At 56.9% G+C, this 19582-nt stretch carries 16 protein-coding genes and 1 pseudogene; 5 read left to right on the top strand and 12 right to left on the bottom strand.

Annotated elements, in window-relative coordinates; all coding sequences use genetic code 11:
• Positions 1–15 precede the first annotated feature (15 nt).
• Positions 16–426, top strand: coding sequence for a transposase (locus HB633_RS24765; RefSeq protein WP_346730360.1), 411 nt, complete (start codon positions 16–18; stop codon positions 424–426).
• Positions 427–851: 425 nt separating this feature from the next.
• Here HB633_RS24765 and HB633_RS24760 read toward each other — a convergent pair whose 3' ends face one another.
• The 5 genes and pseudogenes from HB633_RS24760 to HB633_RS24740 all read right to left on the bottom strand — a co-directional run bounded on the left by HB633_RS24760 (position 852) and on the right by HB633_RS24740 (position 4420).
• Complete coding sequence (locus tag HB633_RS24760) at positions 852–2111, bottom strand: hypothetical protein (RefSeq protein WP_213780746.1); 1260 nt, start codon at positions 2109–2111, stop codon at positions 852–854.
• Positions 2112–2147: 36 nt separating this feature from the next.
• Positions 2148–3067, bottom strand: a pseudogene (locus HB633_RS31170) (tyrosine-type recombinase/integrase).
• Entirely contained in the window at positions 3064–3822 is a 759-nt protein-coding gene (locus HB633_RS24750; RefSeq protein ID WP_213780745.1) for a TIGR02391 family protein, read from the bottom strand. The pseudogene HB633_RS31170 and the gene HB633_RS24750 overlap by 4 nt, the downstream one beginning before the upstream one ends.
• 151 nt (positions 3823–3973) lie before the next feature.
• Positions 3974–4168 carry a hypothetical protein gene (locus tag HB633_RS24745; protein WP_213780744.1) on the bottom strand — a complete coding sequence of 65 codons (195 nt, stop codon included), beginning with the start codon at positions 4166–4168 and terminating at the stop codon, positions 3974–3976.
• A 78-nt stretch (positions 4169–4246) separates the two neighbouring features.
• A complete protein-coding gene (locus tag HB633_RS24740) occupies positions 4247–4420 on the bottom strand; it encodes a hypothetical protein (protein WP_213780743.1) in 174 nt (57 codons plus the stop codon).
• A 1145-nt stretch (positions 4421–5565) separates the two neighbouring features.
• Here HB633_RS24740 and HB633_RS24735 point away from each other — a divergent pair.
• Both HB633_RS24735 and HB633_RS24730 read left to right on the top strand, forming a co-directional pair.
• The gene (locus tag HB633_RS24735) at positions 5566–6063 is read left to right on the top strand and encodes a hypothetical protein (protein WP_213780742.1); all 498 of its coding nucleotides are present in this window, start codon (positions 5566–5568) and stop codon (positions 6061–6063) included.
• A 2-nt stretch (positions 6064–6065) separates the two neighbouring features.
• Complete coding sequence (locus HB633_RS24730; RefSeq protein WP_213780741.1) at positions 6066–6404, top strand: hypothetical protein; 339 nt, start codon at positions 6066–6068, stop codon at positions 6402–6404.
• A gap of 553 nt (positions 6405–6957) precedes the next feature.
• Here the strand turns inward: HB633_RS24730 and HB633_RS24725 are convergent.
• The 5 genes from HB633_RS24725 to HB633_RS24705 all read right to left on the bottom strand — a co-directional run bounded on the left by HB633_RS24725 (position 6958) and on the right by HB633_RS24705 (position 14355).
• Complete coding sequence (locus tag HB633_RS24725) at positions 6958–7533, bottom strand: MOSC domain-containing protein (protein WP_255581129.1); 576 nt, start codon at positions 7531–7533, stop codon at positions 6958–6960.
• The gene (locus tag HB633_RS24720; RefSeq protein ID WP_213780740.1) at positions 7490–9190 is read right to left on the bottom strand and encodes a site-specific integrase; all 1701 of its coding nucleotides are present in this window, start codon (positions 9188–9190) and stop codon (positions 7490–7492) included. The genes HB633_RS24725 and HB633_RS24720 overlap by 44 nt, the downstream gene beginning before the upstream one ends.
• A gap of 221 nt (positions 9191–9411) precedes the next feature.
• Positions 9412–9930 carry a hypothetical protein gene (locus HB633_RS24715; RefSeq protein ID WP_213780739.1) on the bottom strand — a complete coding sequence of 173 codons (519 nt, stop codon included), beginning with the start codon at positions 9928–9930 and terminating at the stop codon, positions 9412–9414.
• Between the two features lie 1357 nt (positions 9931–11287).
• Complete coding sequence (locus HB633_RS24710; RefSeq protein WP_213780738.1) at positions 11288–12217, bottom strand: ATP-binding protein; 930 nt, start codon at positions 12215–12217, stop codon at positions 11288–11290.
• 104 nt (positions 12218–12321) lie between these two features.
• On the bottom strand, positions 12322–14355 hold the full coding sequence (locus HB633_RS24705; RefSeq protein WP_255581128.1) for a hypothetical protein: 2034 nt from the start codon (positions 14353–14355) through the stop codon (positions 12322–12324).
• A gap of 162 nt (positions 14356–14517) precedes the next feature.
• On the opposite strand from HB633_RS24705, the gene HB633_RS24700 reads away from it, so the two are divergent.
• On the top strand, positions 14518–15198 hold the full coding sequence (locus tag HB633_RS24700; RefSeq protein ID WP_213780737.1) for an SDR family oxidoreductase: 681 nt from the start codon (positions 14518–14520) through the stop codon (positions 15196–15198).
• A gap of 422 nt (positions 15199–15620) precedes the next feature.
• Here HB633_RS24700 and HB633_RS24695 read toward each other — a convergent pair whose 3' ends face one another.
• Positions 15621–16922: an IS701 family transposase gene (locus HB633_RS24695; protein ID WP_213780736.1), complete on the bottom strand. Its 1302-nt coding sequence runs from the start codon at positions 16920–16922 to the stop codon at positions 15621–15623.
• A gap of 217 nt (positions 16923–17139) precedes the next feature.
• On the bottom strand, positions 17140–18132 hold the full coding sequence (locus tag HB633_RS24690; RefSeq protein ID WP_213780735.1) for an IS5 family transposase: 993 nt from the start codon (positions 18130–18132) through the stop codon (positions 17140–17142).
• Between the two features lie 113 nt (positions 18133–18245).
• Between HB633_RS24690 and HB633_RS24685 the strand changes: the two genes are divergently transcribed.
• Complete coding sequence (locus tag HB633_RS24685) at positions 18246–19325, top strand: IS630 family transposase (protein ID WP_213780734.1); 1080 nt, start codon at positions 18246–18248, stop codon at positions 19323–19325.
• Positions 19326–19582: the final 257 nt, after the last annotated feature.

Below are 19582 nucleotides of genomic sequence, written 5' to 3'. Positions count from 1 at the left end.
TTCGGATGTTCGGGCGTGGTGGTCATCCGAAGGATAAGGTTGCGCGTTAGGGAGGTGTTGCTGACCGATACGAGCTACTTCAGTGCGGCCAACGGCGCCCTCTGCGCGGCGGCGGGTATCGAGCCGCTGATTGCGATCCAGCGCGACGCTCATCATCGACCGCTAATGGAACGCTTCGGCGATGATCCGGCGCCACCTGCTAGCACCGACCCGATCGTCAGAATGACACACCGACTCAAGACGGAGGCAGGTCGCGCGCTTTACGGGTTACGCAAGAACTCGGTTGAACCGGTGTTCGGCATCATCAATCATGTGATGAGATTCCGGCAGTTCTCGCTGCGCGGACTGTCCAACGTCACGACGGAATGGTCGCCGGTCGCGCTCGCGTGGAACATCAAGCGGATGAGCGTGTTACGGGGCGCGTAGTACGAGAAGGGGGACGTTGCGTGGCCCCATCGCCCCGATTGCCTTCCTCATCCACTTTCAAATGCCCTTCATCGCGTGTTGACGACTGAGGTGAGCCCGCAAACCGGCGCGAACCCACTCACAGCCTTATCTTTTGAATGACGCTTCACCTCAACTCCGACGAGCTCCTAGCGCGTCCGGGTCGACTTCGCCTACGCTTGCTGGCTGTATCAGCAAACCCTGCTTGTCCAAATCGATCAGCAGCGACCGAGCCTCCGGTAAGCGCCGCGGGCGATCTTGGCCTACGGCGTAGAGGCGCCCGAAGATCACCAGGTCCTCGCCATGGCGGGGATAGTGACAAAAACACGGTGAACCGCTTGCACTGGGGCTCGTCGCGTCCTGCAGATACTTCATGTTTCTGCCCGACGTATTGCATACGGTCGCCATTATGACGCCTGCGGTCGGTGATCCGGTATGTCCGGGGCCCGCGAGTCAGTACGACCGGCAAAACCTGCAGGCAGTGGCGGCACACTGACGCTATCCGGTGTGCTGTCCGGCGCAAGCGGATCGAGCCGGTCAGCGACAGTCAGCGCCCAGCATGCCCATGCGTCGCGCTCACCGTCAAAGGCCCGACGTTCAGCGGCATGCGGCGACGTGATGACTTCCTGCACATACGCACGGATCTGCTGCGCTTGCTGCCGGGCTGCCACTTGTGCAAAAAGCCGGCTTACTCGATCTGCTTCTGCCTGTTCGATCCTTTCACGCTCGCGCCGCTCTGCGTCTTCGCGCCGTTTGCGCACGACCTCACACGCTTCCTCGTAGGAAGACAGGGCCCATTCATAGCTGTGTTGCCGTGACTTTCGGTGTTGCCGCTCGCCGGTCAAGACGATCGCGATGGCTATTTCTCGTATCTTTGCTTCGAGTTTTCCCGCGTCGTCATCGCTCCAAAACAGCACCTCGTCCGCATCATTGTCCTCCCATCGACTTACTTTGATTTCGATCGCGAGCGGCTCAGCGAGCCGACCCGGTGCCTTGGATTGCTGCCGTCGCAGACGAAGTTTCGCGGTCGTATCGACCGTAAAGCGTACCCATTGATTCCCCACGTGCGCTTGGGTCTCCCGAGCGTCATTGCCGCGAATAGATGGCTGTGCTTCCATCTGAAACAGCAACCCGAACAGATTGCTGATGAGCAGCAGGCGACGTTGCTCTACGCGGCTTTCAAAACGAGGGGCGTCGTAGGTTGAGCGGGGGGAGCGATCGCGTGCCGTTTGACGTTCCTGGTCCTCACTCAGCAGTCGGGCGATGGCAGGATACGGCAAGTCCAGCGAGCGAGCAGGGCGCCAGCCTTTAGGCACCATCTTTTCGATGCGCGCGGCGATCTGATCTTCGGTTTCTTCGTAAGCAGGGGGCTCGGGCACTGTCGGTGGTTTCGAGTCGGCACCGCGGTGGTGAGGGTAGCGTCCTCCGCCCACGGTTACCTGATCGCTTTCACCGGGCGCGCGAAGCGGTAAGGGCGTTTTGCCGACGACCTGACCGGCATATAACCTGGCCCAATAGCCACGCGGTGGCAGCGGAATATTGCTTAAACGGCAGGTCTTGGCGAGCCAGACGTCGGACACCTGCAGGGTCTTAGCGAGTGCGCTGATCGGTTCAGCCCAGACCCGCTCGTAAAGTTCGCGACGTGTAAAGAGATGACCGGTACCCATATCCGCGCTCCGCATCGCAATATGACACCCTGCAATTTACACGCGAATCCGCTCAACTTCGTCGAGAGTAATGTCGTCGCGACGCCGGCCGTAGAGCTCGGTCGCGCGGGTCGATGCGTGATTGGCCATCGCCGCCGTGTTTTCGAGCGTACCGCCGTTTTTCAGGTAGGCGGTGATTCCGGTCGCGCGAAACGTGTGGTTGCCAATCTTGGTGTCGATGCCGGCCTCGAGCGCTCGGCATCGCACCATCGCATACGCATTGGCCTGGGGCAGGGCGGTGGTGCTCAGGAGTCCGGTGCCGCGTTAAATCGTGCGGAAGAGTGGCCCTTTCGGATCGCCAGCAATCCCGGTGCGACCCAGGTTCTCGTGCAGATACGCGTCAAGCGTGTGGTGACAGGGCATTTCGTGCTGCTTTCCGCCTTTCTCGCGCAGCCGCACCCACAGCCTCTTGTTCTGCACGTACACGTCCTCGACCCGCATTACTAGCGCAGCGCCCACCCGCGCAAACGAAAACACCATTAACCCAATCAACGCCCGATCCCTGACGGCAATGCTTCCGTTGCATCGAGCACGGGGGTCTTGCCCTTGCGGGTCGTGTGACTCGGCCCGCGCACGGACGCGGCTGGATTATGCGGTACGACCTGGCCAGTGACGAGCCAGTCAAAGAGGTGCAGGATGGCGGCCAGGTGCTGCTTGACTGTGGGTGTCGACAAGGTCTGCGTTTGCCACTCAATCCAGGTGCCAACGTGCAGCGGTTGCACGGCTGTGATGGATCCAACGCCCGCCTGCGCGCACCAGGCGAGAAACTTTCCCACCGCGTGCGCATACGCGCGGCGTGTGTTCGGGTTGCGAATGTTGGAGGCGAAGAACTCGAGGAAGCGGACACTGGCTTGCTCGCCAGCGGCGGCACCCACTGCTAGCGTCGTGATGCTATTGAACGTGGCGAGTTGGTTCATGCGGCTTGCCTCGCCGCAGCCCGTGCGTCGACGATGCCAAGTAGTTGACTCCCCAGCACGATCATTTCGACCGCTTCGCGCGGCGTATCGATCGGCACGTTGCGATGTGAGTGCGTATTTTTGTACGAGCCAATCGCCCCTGCAAAGAGGGCCGACAGTGCTTCCTGTTCGCCTGCATCCTTGGTTCCATCTGTCAGGGGGCCAGTATTCGTGGCAAAAGCTCTCCGGATCATCGGGATCCCGTGATCTGCTGCCGGAAAACCAGCAGCGTCCCTCACCGCAATCTCAACCGCCCGCATCGCTTCGAACACCTTGGTCGGATACGCGCCGCGCATGAAGGACAGCCAAGCCTCCGTGGCTATCACCGGATGCAGCAGGTCTTTCGGGAGCAGGCGCGCGGTCCGGTAGTCGATAAATGCAGCTTCATTTTCGAAGCGCCGCCCGCAGCGGCTCCGGTGACGGAATCCGTTCTGGCCGTTGAAACCTTCCGCCGGGACGATCAGCGCCTGCGCCTCAAGCCAGGCCAGCGCCTCCGCGATCGGCAGGTCCACTTCCTGACGGCGGTTTTGAGGATATTGCGGGCGACCGACCAACGCTGCGTGTTGGTCCCACAGCTCCCTGCGCAGCGCCCCGACGTTGAACGTCCAGTGTTCGTCCCGAGCGCGCAACAAAAGCAGCATCTTGCCGTCCAGTTCTTCGGGCTCGAGCGCGAGCAACACCTCGACATCAGGAATCTGAGTTGGTGGTTCGATCATCGGCTCGCCCCCTCTTCTATAAGTGATAAAGGACATTCTCACATATAGAAGCGTCGACGTATCCCGCTTGTCCTTGAGGCGGACATGTTCGTCTTTGTCAAAGAAGCATGACCAAGAAAGGCGTTCAATGCACAGCGAGGTAAAACTCGCATCACTCCGAACACGGCAGCGCGCCGTTCTTGTTGAGGTCGAGTTGCCGATCGTAATCGGGCCGCTGATCGAAGCGACGGCTTCCGCAGCAGCCAAATGCCCGCCGCGAAAGAATGACATAGCATGCGGTCAGATCGCCGGCCTTGACGAGCTTGGCGTCATTGCTTTCGTTCTCGGCGCTCCACGCATCGACCATCGGCGCGCCGTCCTTTGTTCTGCACAGGATGCTGAACCCAGTGAGACTAGTCGTCAGCGACGCTTCGCAGTGGTCTAGCTAGTCGTAAAGCGCAATCAGGCGATTCGGGGAGGCATCCGCCTTTGATGCCGCTATCCTTTGCGCAAGGACCTTACCGTACTCCGGTGTATCGAGGCAGTAGGTCGGCCCGCAGGCGACGGCTGCTGTGCGTTTCACTTCGGTCATCCAGTGCAACTGCAGACTGGCTGTCATGGCCGAAGCGATGCGATGTTTAAGAAAAATCGTTGATAGATCCCGTGAATGATTTCGTCTGGTCGCTACCAATCTAAAAATGAAACGACAAAGAATTAGACTGGATGATTAAAAATCTGTCGGCAAATTTTCGTAAACTTTACAGGTGCACAATAAATGTTATACAAGCTCAAACTTCATATTTACATATTAAGCAACAAATAATTTTTGGACCTTACTACCCTCTGCACAAATTCTGTTAAATATTTTTTTATTTAATAAATTTAATATTTTAAACTGGCTATCAGATATTTAAAACTTTGTGATCTAAAACGAGCAGCAAAGCAATCAAGGCGTTATCATTTCAAGATCAAATTCGAGAGCTACCGCCTGATAACCGGAAACGAGATTGCGTCTGAATGGTATGAACCCATCAACACACTAAGAAGCAGAATTGCGCATGACGGTTTCATCATAAAAAGCTTTCTCTCGGAAATTTCTTACTTTTTCAAGCCTACGACCGCGCCCTGGATGAGACAATACTCGACTAATCTGGATATCTGGCCCACGATAAGTCACTCGTATATGTAGATCTCTACACTACCTTTTATACGGCAAAGACTCGTCAGTATATACGTCAGTTTCGCGCATTGGTAATCAATAAATTGACTTGCGATGAATCAACTCGCCCAGACCTCAACATTGTTGAGCTTCAACTAAAAGAATCAACTAGCATACTAAACTATGAATAAGAAGAGATATTCGTTTCGACTGCGGAACAGCTCGGCAAAAGAGACTCAATCAATCGCGTTTGCTAAGCTGTACGACCGTCAAATGGCAAATTCTGCTTCTCTTGGAGGGGCTGTTTCGGGATTTGGTTTGGACACTCGAGATCCGCAAGCGACTGTCTATTGAGGGTTGATTTGATGCGCTCGCCGTCGGCCCGGGTTCGGCCAGAAGCGGACGTCTGATGATACGGGCTCAGCCATGCGCGAAGGCATGTTTGTAGTTTTCTGTTATGGCGTGCTAAAGTCGCACAAGTGTCTGATTTCAATAAAAAAGGCGTCTAAATTTCATGAACAATGACATCATTTGCATGATGGTTTTCCACCAATTAGGGTGTCTATTTATCTTCATACGAAAAACATCCGGGAGAGGACTGAGCAATGGATCTAAACAAAATTACCAATCCCGTCCTTTACTCGACGATGTCAGAGCTTGCTTTCAATATTAACGCACAATTTTATGGTGGCAGGCATTATCTATGGTGCACGCCATACTTTGGCTCTAACTATCAATCGCCGCATTTCACGGTTCCCCCAAGTTCATCTCCTCTTGAAATCTACAATACGTTGAAGAATGAGATTGTTGGCTCAGATCGTCACGCGAATAAGATTCCCCTCATTCGTCTAGGAGTAAAGAAAGGGGCTGAATCAATGAGAGCTAGAGGTCTCATCACGGACGAAGATTTGCAAGACATTATCCAAATTAGCGATCTTGCGCTGCCCCAGCAGTTTCGCCCACTGCTGTGCGTTATTCCACGACAAAATGCCATCGCGTCCTACAAGAAGGTGGAAGTCAAGGATAAAGCAAACCCAATGTCTTATGAATGCATAGTTAGTGATCTCCCTCAATCTGCGTTCGACATTATTAGGATTGACTAGCAATGAATATCATCGAAAATTATCTACTCGGTCTTTCTTCCACCAAAGCTAGATCGGTTTGCTATTACTTATCTCGAAAGTTAAAACAAGCAAAGATTTTCAAGGATTACTCTAAGAATCCTTTCATCGAAGCGGACTCAAGTCTTCCTGACGAGGTAGTTATGGCCAAAACGAAAGAACTATTCTTTGCCATAGAAGGTGCTGAGAGCATGACCGCAGACCGATTTGATGATGCAGCTTATTCAAAGTGGATGAGCGCCATCTTTGAATTCGAAAAAGGCCTTAGTGCTAATTCGACGCCAACAGCACGCGTCCAGGACTTCCTAAATCGTGACGTCTAACAGAATATTCAAGCCGACGCCGCAAAGCGGCTTGGCTTAGTTCACAAGTTAGTCCAAAGACATTTAAGCGTGATTTCGAAGTGCACTTTCGAAGTTTGTTTCAAGCTAGAACCAATCTTGGCACATGGGACTACGTGAAATACGAGCATTCCTCGGTCGGGAGTCACCATTCAGCGCGTGCGAAAAATTTTAACCGGCGTTCAAGCGGTGTTGCGCAAACTGCCGCGCAGCTTAGCTCCACGTTACCTCTAATGGTCTGCATAGGGGTCGTTCACGGCCAATCATAGAAACGGGTTGCACAAGCCGGGCTAAAAACTCTACTAACGGTCTCGTCGAATGGCATCTGCATCAGAGAACATTGGACGTGCCGGCAGCGGCGATTTGTCATCAAAGAGCTGGCAATGCGGTCGGGCTAAACAAGAGCCGGAGAAGGGCTCTCACGTCTCGGAGTGCTGAGCCCGAGAGCAAATCGAAAATTGTCTTTTCCCTTCGACGTTGCTTGCAAACAGCTCGATGAGCGCGAGTACGCCACTCCGAGCGAGCGGTTGGGGGATCACTCGTCGATGCGCACAATGGCGTCGTCTACACCGATGCGGCCCCGCGCAAGCACCTTTGCCGTTATACCCCCAAAACCTCGCGTGGCGTTATATCCTCCAACGCCAAGCGTTTCCTCAAGGCGCGAGCAGGGATGACACTCGCATGTCATCCCCAGCACCGCATCACCGATGCGGAACTTGCGGCCTTTCAACGCGAACAGATTAATGCCGCGCGTCACCAGATTGCGACGGAGCATTTCTGGCGCGACCGTCTCAAGCCCAAGGTGACTTGCGATGGCCACGAGACTCTCAGCCTGGATGAGCGTGACTTGCCGTTTTCCCGAATCGCGACTGTAGTGATCGCCTTCCAGCCCGACGTGCGTGTCCAAGACGGCTTCGTCGACCGGGCAAATGGCCAAACGCCGCTCGGGCCGCACGCCGATCCAAATGAGCACACCTGACTTGACGGGCGCATTAAAGAGCCGGACGAGTGAAGACTGTGGGTTGAGCGGCATAAATTGGGTAGGCGTCGAAGTGGAGTGAAGCGGACTAGGCCGCCTTAAATGCATCCCGAAACTGTCGAGCTCGTTCAACCTCGTCGCTGTGCAAATAGGTCGACGTCGTCGTTATCGACGCATGACGCAGATTATCCCGAACGGAGGTCAGTTGCGCGCCGCGTGTGAGCGCATGGGTCGCGTGCGTGTGTCGCATCCAGTGGGGGCCGGCCAGCCGCAGCTTCACCGCAAACGCTGGTTTCTCCGCCTCGATCAGGGTTGCTGTCTTCTCAAAAAACCGTTTCGTAATCGCCCACAGCCGCACGGTGCTCAGCCCTTGACGATCGCTTTCATTCAGACCAGCAATCAACGCAGTTCCAGGCGTCCAGCGCTCTGGCGAGACGGGCAAGCCGCGTTCCACCAAGTAGCGTTCGAGCGCCCTGCGAGCAAGGGGTGGCAGAGCGACTTTCCCCGCTTTCTGGCCCTTGCCGACGAGTTCGACCCAATGATCTCCCTGTGCATCGGTGCGGATGTCTTTTAGCGTCACGTTCACGAGCTCGCTTGCGCGCAACCCCGTGGCATATCCAAAATCCAGCACAAAGCGCAGTCGCTGGGCCGCTGCAGTTTTCCAGCCATACGACCATTCGAGCCCGTCGGCAATGGTCCGCAACAATTGCCATTCACCTTCGGTGAATGCGTGCGACGCATCGAGCGCGGCGCGCTCTGTACCCTTCACCTTGACGCCGGAAAACGGGTTCGCCAACACATACCGTTGCTCGATCAGCCATCGGTACAGCGCGCCCAGCACCATCAGCGAATAGGCCACCGAGCGCGGCGCGAGGTTGCCCGTGAAGGGCCGCCACTCTGATGACGTACGCGCGCGCGTTGGACCGACCCATCGATCACGAGGTGTGGGCCGGCGCAAGAATGCGCGATACGCAATCGCATCTTCGGTGGTCAGGGAAGAGAGCGCCCGGCCTCGTTCGACGATCGCCCAGAGGATGAGGCGCTCGGCTTCTTTCCGGTACGCTCGTTGCGTCGAGGGCGACTCGTGCAGCGACAACCACGTTTGCACCGCGTCGTAGTCGTTGTTCGCGTCGAGCGCGCAGCTTCCTCGCGGCGCTCTGAAGACGCCACATGATCCGTCGATTTCGTGCGGGAGTCGCACGTTCTCCCACGGAACCACGATGGGCGACGCCGTGGACTCGATTAATGCGCGGGCGCGATCGGTGAGCGCCGGGTGAGCGGCGAAGAATGCTTCAATCTGTTTGGCGCTGGCTTGCCCGAGCTTGGGGATGGCTGTCCACCATTGCTTGCGGCGTGGAATGCGAAGCGTGAGTTCGGCGAGCGTCGTGATGCCGTGAGCGTGAAGCGCGTGGACAGCGCGAGGCGGCAACCAGCGGGCAATGTCGTCAGTGATCGAAGGTGTCGCCACAGTTGCGACCCGGAGGGCCTCGATGCCCTTGGCAACAAGCCGTGCGTGTTTGACGCATTCGGCCGTGCGGTGATCGAAGAGTTTGACAAGGTCGTCGCGGTGGCGGGCGAGGGCACAGCGTACGAGCTGGCGCCGGATCTCACTGAGGACATCTCGTGCGGATGTGCCGTGGGTGAGCCGATGAGGAAGGTAACGAACGACGGCCTCACGTGTGGGCACACCTTCATACCAGCATCGCAAGGCGGCAAGTGCGTCGTCACCGGGCAAATCGATAATTTGTCCCGATAATTGGGGGCATATCAATGGTTCATTCGTTTCCATAAGCACGAGTTTAGCGCAAAGAAACGGCTATGAGGATAAGGATAGTTATCTTAATATCACTGAACTTGATCATTTTTCTTCGTATTTTTCGCCGTTCACACAACTAAAGTTGGTCCTAAATTTCAACTAAAGTTGGTTCTACTCGCTTGCAAACGGGCGGATCGCTTTATTCAGCGGTTCGTAGCGACCGCTCCATTATTTTTTTAAGCCCCCGAACCGATCTACTTGTCATTTTGCTCCTTTTCGTTGAGCTGCCAAGATGCTCTTTCACGCCGGAACTTTTGGGCCGCTTCAGCGAGGATTCTCGCTTGCGTCCAGAAGCCTTCGGTACACCCGGCGGCGCTTATCGAAAAGCGGTAGTGCGCGGTTGACCGCATCTCTATCGGCTCTGGCGAGACAATCGATACCTGTGAGGCAATTGGCAAGGTAATGTGACATATGCGTTGATAGTCGATTGCGCTACGCCGCAGAGCAGCGATTGCATCGCGCTGAGTGGCGCCGAGCGCCTGCAGCGGTGCACGGTCCCATTTGGCAACGAAGCGGTTATCGGTCGACTGATAAATCCAGAACCACGGGCGCCCATCTTTCCAACCTAGCAGACGTCGCCTACGTACATCAGCGTTCGCTGGCGCAATTGATTCCGTGACGTGCCAACCTTTACCATCTGACCAAGTCAGGCAAGCGCCACGATTGCCAGTGAGCATCGCAACACGTCGCGTCAGTTCATGAGCGGCATGCAAGGCCGTCCGCGTTGCTTTGCTGGCTCGTGGCGCCGCGGACCAAGTAGCAAAGTTTGGCGCTGCAAATCGCACGGTGAGAGGTGTGACGCGAGCGAGCCATACACTGTCAGACCATGACGTCTCGGGCGATCCGTTGCCCCATCTTGCAAGTCTTAAGTAGGCAGCAGCATTAGTACGCGCTTGAGCGTCGCGCCAGCGCGCAGCGAGGCTCACGTGCGCTGCATGACATGCCAACCAATACCGTGTCCTGTTGCCGACGTTGTCGGCGCCGTGGAGTTGACAATCGGTTGCCACCGTCTGAGCGAGCGAGATGGTCAATCCGGTTGAGGGAAGTCGGTACGGCCAGCGACGTCGTTCAACGCCCGGTTCAATCGAGCGAGCCCAAAGCATGGCGACAAATGCTTTCTGTGCGTCGCCACTATTGCAAATGAGTTCGCCGATCTCAATTGGGTCGCACGAGCGCATGAAGCGGGATACCCATAAATCGCCGTCGGGTGCGACGTGCCGTCGTATATGACGCGTGAGCGCGCGGTACACGTCAAAGGCAGGCTCCGTTTGCCGAAGTGACGATCTGCTGTTCGGTTCAACGTCAACTGGCGGTGGACGACCCCGGCGCGGTACCGCCTTAGACGGACCGCCATACACAACGGTCTCAGTATTAGCGGCCGTAGACAAGGTATGTCTCAGGCATGTGGGATATGCGACTCCAAGGGATTGCGCGGTGGTGACCAGCCACTCGAGACTGCCAGTAAGATGTTGGGACAGGGCTTCGTCCAGTCGCGACGGTCGGATAAGTCGCGATAAAGAGTGTAGCCATGCCACGATAGGAATGAGCGCCTGCGTCATATCAGCTGTTATCGTTGGTTGACGACAGGTCTCGTGCGTAAAAAAGTGTAACCGTCCACACTGACAACTTCCTGCCGTTCCGAAGTCTGCAACGGAGCGGAGCGTGGCGTTAAACGGCGCACCGCAGTGGCAGCGACCGACAAGCGGGATGTGATGAATCGGGCACGCGTCGAGCAGTGCGACGGAAAACAGCGCTGAATGGTAGCCTGACGCCATACAGGCAAGGCACACGCGTGGTTGCGGTACGGCGAGCGCTACCCGCAGCGCAGCCGGCAGTGCATCAAGTGTCGACCAGTCAAAGGCACTTGGCGGCTCGCCCAGTGCGCGAGCGAGCGCCGCGACATCGATCTTGCTGGCCTGGATATCGAGTAAATCCACCGTTCGAGTTGGACGCGCGCTGGTGGTTGGCAGGTCAGCAGGGTGGAGCGCGTTAAGCGCGCATGCTCGCAGAACTGTGTGCCACAACGATGCGTACGGCAAAATACTGCCACGATGCCAGGTAAGACGGCCTTCAGGCATGACTCGCCTCCCGGCGACTTGCGCCGCGAAGAGCCGCAGTCGCTGACACGAGGGCCATCAGTGTGCGGTGCCCACAGTTCTCAACGGCCAAGCGCCACGCTTCGGGGGAGGTCCCTATCTCGACATCTCCTCCACTGGCGACGTGAAGAAGAACATGGCGACACGCTTGCGCTACCGTCTTCATCGGAAAATCCATCGGACCGGCATAATGCGAAGGAAGTGTTTCGTTCATCGCGTGCATGAGCCTGTCGGCCTGATGCTCCATCCGAAATCCTCCGGCCCAAGGGCGCGGCGCCAAGCCTGCCGTGAATGAGCGGCCTGAGCCCGCAGGCCATTCACTACCGTCGTCATAGCCACGCATGACATAGGCAAGCTCGTCAGTACTTCGCACACCGTGAAAGCATTCCGATGCGAGCATGAAGCGTGCGGCCACGTGAGCGCCGCCTGCGAGTGCCATGCCAAGTGGTTCATCGAAGAATTGCAACGAAGCAATCGAAAATACACACAAACGCACACGCTGCTTCTCAAGAAGACTGTGAAGCTCGACGAGCCATAACCACTCGCGCTGACTCATACCCTGCGCTTCGTCGATGACGAGAACAAGAAAGCGGCCTCCGCCTTGCGCCGCAAGTTCAATCCAGCGTTCGACGAGCATGATTTGTCTTTCGAGCGGATTGCGTCGTGCCGAGGCGAGCCGGTGACCGCTCGCCTCGAGCAAGTGCGCGTAGAAGCGGCCAACGGCCTGACTGCTGCCCGAATCAGTGTGACTCCAGATAACCAATGGCACGTATCCGCCGTGGCGTTCTGATAGCAGACGCTGGAGCCAGTGATCAACAGCGCTTGATTTGCCGAACCTCGACGGCCCGAAGATGGTTGCGCCGTCGATCTGATCGTCTAGCCAACCCGCGATGCGATCGACCATGTCATTGATTGCGATTGTGAACAGCGAATAATCTCTCGTAACCACGGGGTGGTCACGGGGCACGTGAGCGGCTACGAGGGGCTCCGTAGCGCGTCTGGGCGACGTCACCATTGCTGCGCCCGGCGCATTGGCGGCGACGACGTGGGGCTGCTAGGTGTCGCGGCAGCGGCCGTCGATTTAGCGTTCGCCGCGGGCGGCTCAGCGTGTTTGACGATACTCACCATAGATTGACCGGCGAGCCGTTGCGCATGTTGCTCCAAAATCCGGCGCGCTTCAAGATAGGCCGGATGGAGAGGGAGTTTGCGCTCAGGAGAATCCTCTGCGTAACGTAGCAACGCTTCAACCGCGTCGCCGTGATTCGCCAGGTGCAGAAGACGACGCTTCTCGAGCGCGCGGATTGCTTGGCGCACATAGAGCGAATGTGGTGTCCGATGCCACGGAGGCGCGGCGCGCACCACGCCGATAAAAATTCCGTGTTGCGTGGAGACGGCGGCATAGCGGGCGTCGTCTTCGTCGTCCAGATGTAACCAGAAATTCTTCCCTAAGAGATCGGTGCGCAAGCACAACCACTCGGCTGAGTAGCGTGCGTTGGCGAAATTGAAATGCGGCCGACGTCCGTTGTTGACGCCGCCAAGCAGTGTGCAAAGCTTGCGTACGCCGACCATACGGCGAACTGCCTCCGGATCAACCGTGCGGATGGCTGATCGGTTCTCAGCCATCCATCGCTCAAGCTGTTCTAGCGGACTACGGTAGCCTAGCCCTGAGTGCGGCGTCGCGTTGTAATTGGCGATCAGCGTATCGAGGAGTTCGTGCGCATATTCGAGCTGGAATTGAGTGGCGAGCGCGGCCGCATCAGGATCGGCACCGCGTTTGGCCGTCGGTGAGCTGCCGGTGGTCGTCGACAGCCTGTGAAAGCCTCCGGCAGCCAAGTGTCCGAAGAATGATTCAACGAAGGGGCGATCGTCCTTGCTGCGCCGGCAACTGTAACTAGTCGGGTCCTGCGGTTTGATGATCGTTGCCCCGACGAGATCGTGCAATACGCCTTCGACGCGCGCGCAGACGTTCGCGAGTGCCCCATCAACGCTGAATTCATTCCAGCACGCCCCCGAAAGCTGTGGAAGGAGGTACGAGGGCAGGCCGGCGCCCGGCACATAGGCTTGGCTGCTGAACTGAAGGTCTCGCGGTTTCCACGGTGTTAGCGCACAGCGAACTGCGCGCAGGACATCCTCAGCAGAGCATTCGCGGCGCAAGCTTAAATGGTAGCCAAGCACTGCGCGCGATGCGACATCAATGACGACGACTACCCAAAGCCGATGGATCATTCGAGGTTCCGTGCCCCCATGAGGTGAGGGCACCAGGACCATCATGCGAGCGTCAAGCTTGTGCGCGTCGCATTCGACGCGCTCGAACGGGGCTATAGGCGGACGGAGAGTTCCGTCGCCACCACGAGCCTTGCGTGCTGCATCTAGGCCGCCGATCAGTTCGCGAGCGCGAACGGGGTGCTCGGCAAGTACGCGGTCGATGTAGCGGGCGAGGGTCACGTAGCCCCGTTTCTCCACGGTAAATGGCCATTCGCCGCGGCGCTCAAAGCCCCGTTCACGAAGCTCGGTAAGGAACCAGCGAAAGATGGACAGACGCGGCCGGCGCGAGGCCTCAAGCTCACCACGCTTGCCAAGGATCCGCTCCCGCAAACGATTTTCGACTCCACGTCCTGCGGGCGATTCAAACACCCACTGCAAAGCACCGACCGCGCCCCCGCTCCATGCATTAAGTTTCAGCGGCGTTGTTCGCTCGTACGTCTTGACACGGATGTGCGGCAGTAGACCGCGCCATCCGTACACGTATCCGTCCGGGTGTTGTTTGAGGCACCGTTTAGTCAACAGCCGATAGGTATGCGCACGGCATAGCCCACACGACGTTCTCAGCTGAACGTCCGTCGCGCCCTCAAGGTAGAGATGAATTGCGCGCTTGCGCTGATGAAACAGAGCGCGCCGCTCATCCGAAAGAGCGAGTTCGTCAACGGCTGGCCATGCCTGTAAATCGAAAACGCCCGGTAAATCGCCGTCGTTATTGAAGGGATTACTTGCCCGAAGGCGCGAACGTCGTGTCATCGAAGCCTCCGCGAGCGCGTCGACCATTACGAATCAAGATTAGTTGAAATCGCACAGAGAGCAACAACTTTAGTTAACGGCTTGGCGGCGATAGGACCAACTTTAGTTGAAATGAGAATCAGGCTTCGCGCCTTACGAATCGTGGCTTCTAGGCGATACTAGACATCGCGCCTTTGGGACCGACTTTAGTTGTGCAAGCGGCTCCTCCACGCACGCGGAGCCTTAGTAATTGCTGAAGATATCAACCCAGCGGTTAAAGACCTGACTCGCGAAGGAATGGTGCCTTTTGTAGCAGATATTACGCAAGATGGCGTTGCAGAAAGCGCAGTTGAATTGGCAATTTCCCGATTCGGCAAGCTGGACGTCCTAGTCAATAACGCCGGGCGCATCTTGTATAAGAACATCGTCGAGATGACCCGCAAGGACTGGGAGTGGCAGATGGAAACAAACGTAACGGGCGCCTTTTTGCATTCTCGGGAGGCCATGAAAGCGATGATGGTTAAGAAATCAGGTGCCATAGTCAATATCGCATCGTATGCTTCCTACTTCGCGTTCCCAGGTATTGCGGCTTACACCGCGTCAAAGGGAGCATTGGCCCAATTAACCCGAACACAAGCATTGGAAGCCATTGGTTATGGTATTCGAGTGAACGCCATTGGCGTTGGTGACGTCGTTACGAACTTGCTTAACCACTTTCGCGAAGATGGGCGTGAGTTCTTGGCCGAGCACGGCAAGACTGCACCGATAGGCCGAGCGGCGAAGCCAGAGGAGATTGCTGAAATTGTTGCGTTCTTGGCCTCGGACAGGGCAAGCTTCGTAGTAGGCTCAATCGTTATGGTGGACGGCGGTGCAAGCGTGCAGATTGGATGACTGCGATCTGTCATATCGCCGCTACCGTTCCTCGATCCTATCATCGGCCAAAATAGACCCGAGAAGCGGGAAAAGTAATCTCTAACGGCGCATTAGACGATGCGTCGGAATGAGCGTCGATGTTGCGAGGCGAAGGAGACCGCTTGAGTGGCTTTCAACAAGCGAATGGGGCCAAGAAAATTTAAGGCTTTCGACTCTTAGAGCAACCGGTCGCGATTCTTGTCAAACGTCGAGTTGTCGGAAAGGGCCCTAGTGTTCTGTCCCAGAAATAACTTTACATGAATATTTGTTGTTCTACGATAAAGCCCTAATCTTACTGTGTCATTAAATCAAAGCGTCTTCCCAGGTTCCGACAGCATGGACACACATCGAGTTCGGCGACCAGCCGGACCGTAAGTTCGTAGCGAATGGTAGCAATCGAGTCAGGGGTGTGGCGCTGTGCGCGCCGGACTTCCCCGCGCAATGTAATCGTCGGGAACTGCAGGTGTCTGGCGTGCTGCGAAGTTTTTTTTGGCGCTGACCGGGGTTCCGATGGCGAGGCGCTCTGAGAGCAGAAACCCGTAGGCCGCGATGGCCAGCGCTGCGTGGTGATGAAACCCACGCCATCCTCGACCTTCGTAGTGTCCAAGCCCCAACTCCTGCTTCAGATCTTGGTAATCACGCTCGATGCGCCAGCGCATGTGCGCGTGCGCCACGAGCTGCTCGAGCGCAGTATCGGCCGGCAGGTTGGAAAGATAGTATTTCAGTGGGTCAGCATCGCTGGCGGGCCACTCAATGAGCAGCCACTGCTCGGGCCGCAGCCGCGCCTTGCCGGTATTGCCGCCCGCGTGACGCACACGCACCGCAGCGAAACGCCCGCTGAGTGTTTCGTTCGAACCCTCCCGCCAGCTGAGCGTGGTGAAGGCAGTAGCAGGCAGTGAATGCGCCAGGTCCTTCACGTTCACCGGCTGTCGGGCGCGTGTACGGCGCGGTACCACAGGCGGGCGGCCCATGCCGCCATACGGTTTGGGCGGCAATGGTTTGACGCCCGGTGGCCAGACCACGAGAGCCGATGTGATGCCGACCACATAAGACAACCCCAGATCGTCCAGATGTTGCCGGAAGGCGTTATCTATTCCATAGCCTGCATCGGCCAGTACGCAATGCCGGGGCGCACCGGCAGCCAGCAGAGCCTCAATCTGTCGCAATGCAATCTGCACCTTCGTCTCAAACCCGATCTGTGCGGGAATGCCGGCTTTCTCGCGCCGCTCATCATCCTCTGCCCATTCACGCGGCACGTAGAGCTGCCACGCAACCGGAATGCTGGCCTGCTCACAAGCCAGTGACACACTGACCGCAATCTGGCAATTATCCTGCTTGCCCAGCACCCCGCAGTACTGACGCGCAACGCCTACCGAATGGCGGCCCTTCTTTGGAAATCCCGTGTCGTCAACGATCCAGAAGCCGCCGCCGGAAAAATCCATCCGGGGCACGACCCACTGGCTGACCCGGCGAAGTAACTCGTCGTCCGACCAGTCGGCCTTGGCAACAAAGTGGTGCAGTGCCTGATGCCGTGCGCTGGCGTGAAGCGGATCCACACTGGCGGCCATCGGCTCGACGCTCTTGCGGGTCAACGGCAGCATCAGGCCTGTGCAATAGGCCTTCAATCCAGAGTGACGATCCGCATGACCCAGGCCGCCAGCCAGATGCTCAATGTACTGCTCAAACCGCGTTCGTGCGTTCATTGCTTCTCGCCTGATGACTAGGTATCCTTATTATTGTCAGGCAAACGCAGCAATATCGCAATTTTTTAATTTATGACACAGTAAGACTAAGGAAACGCTGATCAATGCGTCTGCGGTCCGCATTAAGGACGACGCATGCTGCAATTGTTAATTGACGAACAAATTCGAAGGTAAGAAGAGAACTGCGCCCGTATTTGGGCCTTATTTCCTCCATTTTTCACACACTTGACGGATTGCTCCCGTGCGTCGACAGCAGCCGTTTTTTTGCGATCACCAAATTCGCGAGCGCAAACAGACTGAACAGTTGCGCGGTGTTCTTGGCCAGACCTTTGTAGCGGACCTTGCGATGACGAAACAGGTTCTTCACGACATGAAACGGATGCTCAACCCGCGCGCGGATCTGTGCCTTAGTTCGTTCGAGTGCGACCACCAGGTCCTTCAGCGGACCTTCTTGCATCGCTTTGATCTTTCCGCGTTTGGCCGCCACGTGCCACTTCACCGTCGCGCCCATCATCTCGTCGCGTTTGTCTACGCCAAGGTAGCCCGCGTCGCCGAACGCATCTTCTTCATGCCCGTGAAGCAGCGCGTGGGCCTGCGATACATCCGACACGTTCGCCGCTGTGCCCACTACGCTATGCACCAGTCCAGAATCGGCGTCGACTCCCAAATGCACCTTCATGCCAAAGTGCCATTCGTTTCCCTTCTTTGTCTGGTGCATCTCCGGGTCACGGCTCTTCTGAGCGTTCTTGGTCGACGGCGGCGCTTCGATGATCGTCGCGTCGACCAGCGTGCCTTCCTTCATCATCAGTGAGCGCTCACACAGCGAGATGCCGATCTCGTCGAACAACTTGCGCGTAAGCTCATGCGCGATCAGCAGACGCCGGAATTTCAGCAGCGTAGTCGCGTCGGGCGCGTTCTCGACAGCCAGATCAATGCCGGCGAACGCGCGCATTGCAATGCTGTCGTACAGCGCGTCTTCGAGAGCTTCGTCCGACAACCCGTACCACTGCTGAAGGAAATAGATTCGAAGCATCCGCTCAAGGCCAATTGGTGGGCGGCCTCGCTCGCCCTTCGGATAGTACGGCTCAATGACCGACAGCAGTCGCGACCACGGCACCACCTTTTCCATCTCGCCCAGAAAGCGTTGGCGCTTGGTCACGCGTTTCTTGCCCGCGCTTTCCGCTTCTGCAAAACCGATTTGCCGCTTCATCGTCGTGGGTCCATTCCGTGAAGTTCCTTCTACAACGTCCACGGCTATGCCGTCGATGACCACTCAGTGAAATTAATCAGTGCTTCCCTAAACTAACCGACAGGGAGGCGATCATGGGACGCAAGGGAATGGAGATTTCGGTGTCGACGCTGGAGCGGGAGCAATTGCTATCAATGAGTCGCTCGCGCTCTCTGCCTCATTCTTTGGTCCGTCGAGCAAAGATTATTGTGATGGCCGCTGACGGTCATACGAGCCAGGAAATCGCTTTGCGGTGCGAGGTGACCCCACCGGCGATCACGAATTGGAAGAAGCGATTTGTCGCACAGCGGCTTGCCGGTCTGCATGATGAAGCCCGCCCGGGTCGTCCGCGCACACATGACGACGAAGTGGTGGCAGAACTGTTGGCCAGGGTGCTGCACGAGAAGCCGGACGGGGCGACACACTGGAGCGTGCGCTCTGCCGCTACGCAGACAGGGATTTCTAAGAGTTCGGTGGCCCGGTATCTGTCGCTATTCGGCGTACAGCCCCATCGTTCAAAGTGCTTCAAGCTGTCTACCGATCCGTACTTTGTTGAGAAGGTGCGCGACATTGTCGGGCTATACCTAAGCCCTCCGACCCATGCACTCGTGCTGTGCGTCGATGAGAAGACCCAGTGTCAGGCACTGGAGCGTACGCAGCCCGTGCTGCCGATGGGGTTAGGCTATCTCGAAGGGGTAACGCATGACTACATCCGGCACGCGACGACGACCCTGTTCGCTGCGCTCGACACGGCAACGGACGAAGTCATCACCCAATGCAAGTCACGCCATAGGCATCAGGAGTTTCTGGCCTTTCTGAATCACGTCGACCAGGCTGTGCCGACTGATCTCGAGATTCATCTGGTGGTCGACAACTATGCGACGCACAAGCATCCGAAGGTCAAGGCCTGGTTAGCCAAACATCGGTACCACATGCATTTCACACCCACCTATTCGAGCTGGCTCAATCAGGTGGAGCGCTGGTTTGGACTGGTTACACAAAAGGCGATCCGGCGCGGGTCATTCAGAAACGTGCGCCAACTGATTATCAGTATCGAGCGCTATGTACAGCAGTACAACCAGCACAAGCGAGCGTTTGTGTGGACTGCAACAGCCGATTCCATTCTCACGAAAGTGGCGAAACTATCTAAAGTTATTTCTGGGACAGAACACTAGCGAGAAGACGAATGAGATATTCGCCACCCCTACGCATTCGATGCATCAGGTTCGGACCGACAGCCTAGATTCGGCCATTGGTCGCGACCTGCCGCACACGATGCATACGAGACCAGCACCTCGCAGGGCGCCGCAGTTGCCTCCGACCCGGTTCATCTGGTGGGGGTGGGGTGGCGGCGCTGTTGCTATCCACCCCAATCAATATGTGCGTGCGTTTTGGGGTCCATTTGGAACGGTTGCTAGTCCACTGCGTCAGA

The sequence above is a fragment of the Caballeronia sp. dw_276 genome (assembly GCF_018449635.1).
Taxonomy (GTDB): Bacteria; Pseudomonadota; Gammaproteobacteria; order Burkholderiales; family Burkholderiaceae; genus Caballeronia.
Note: the sequence above shows the minus strand (reverse complement) of the source record. Positions and strands in the feature narration are given on the sequence as shown.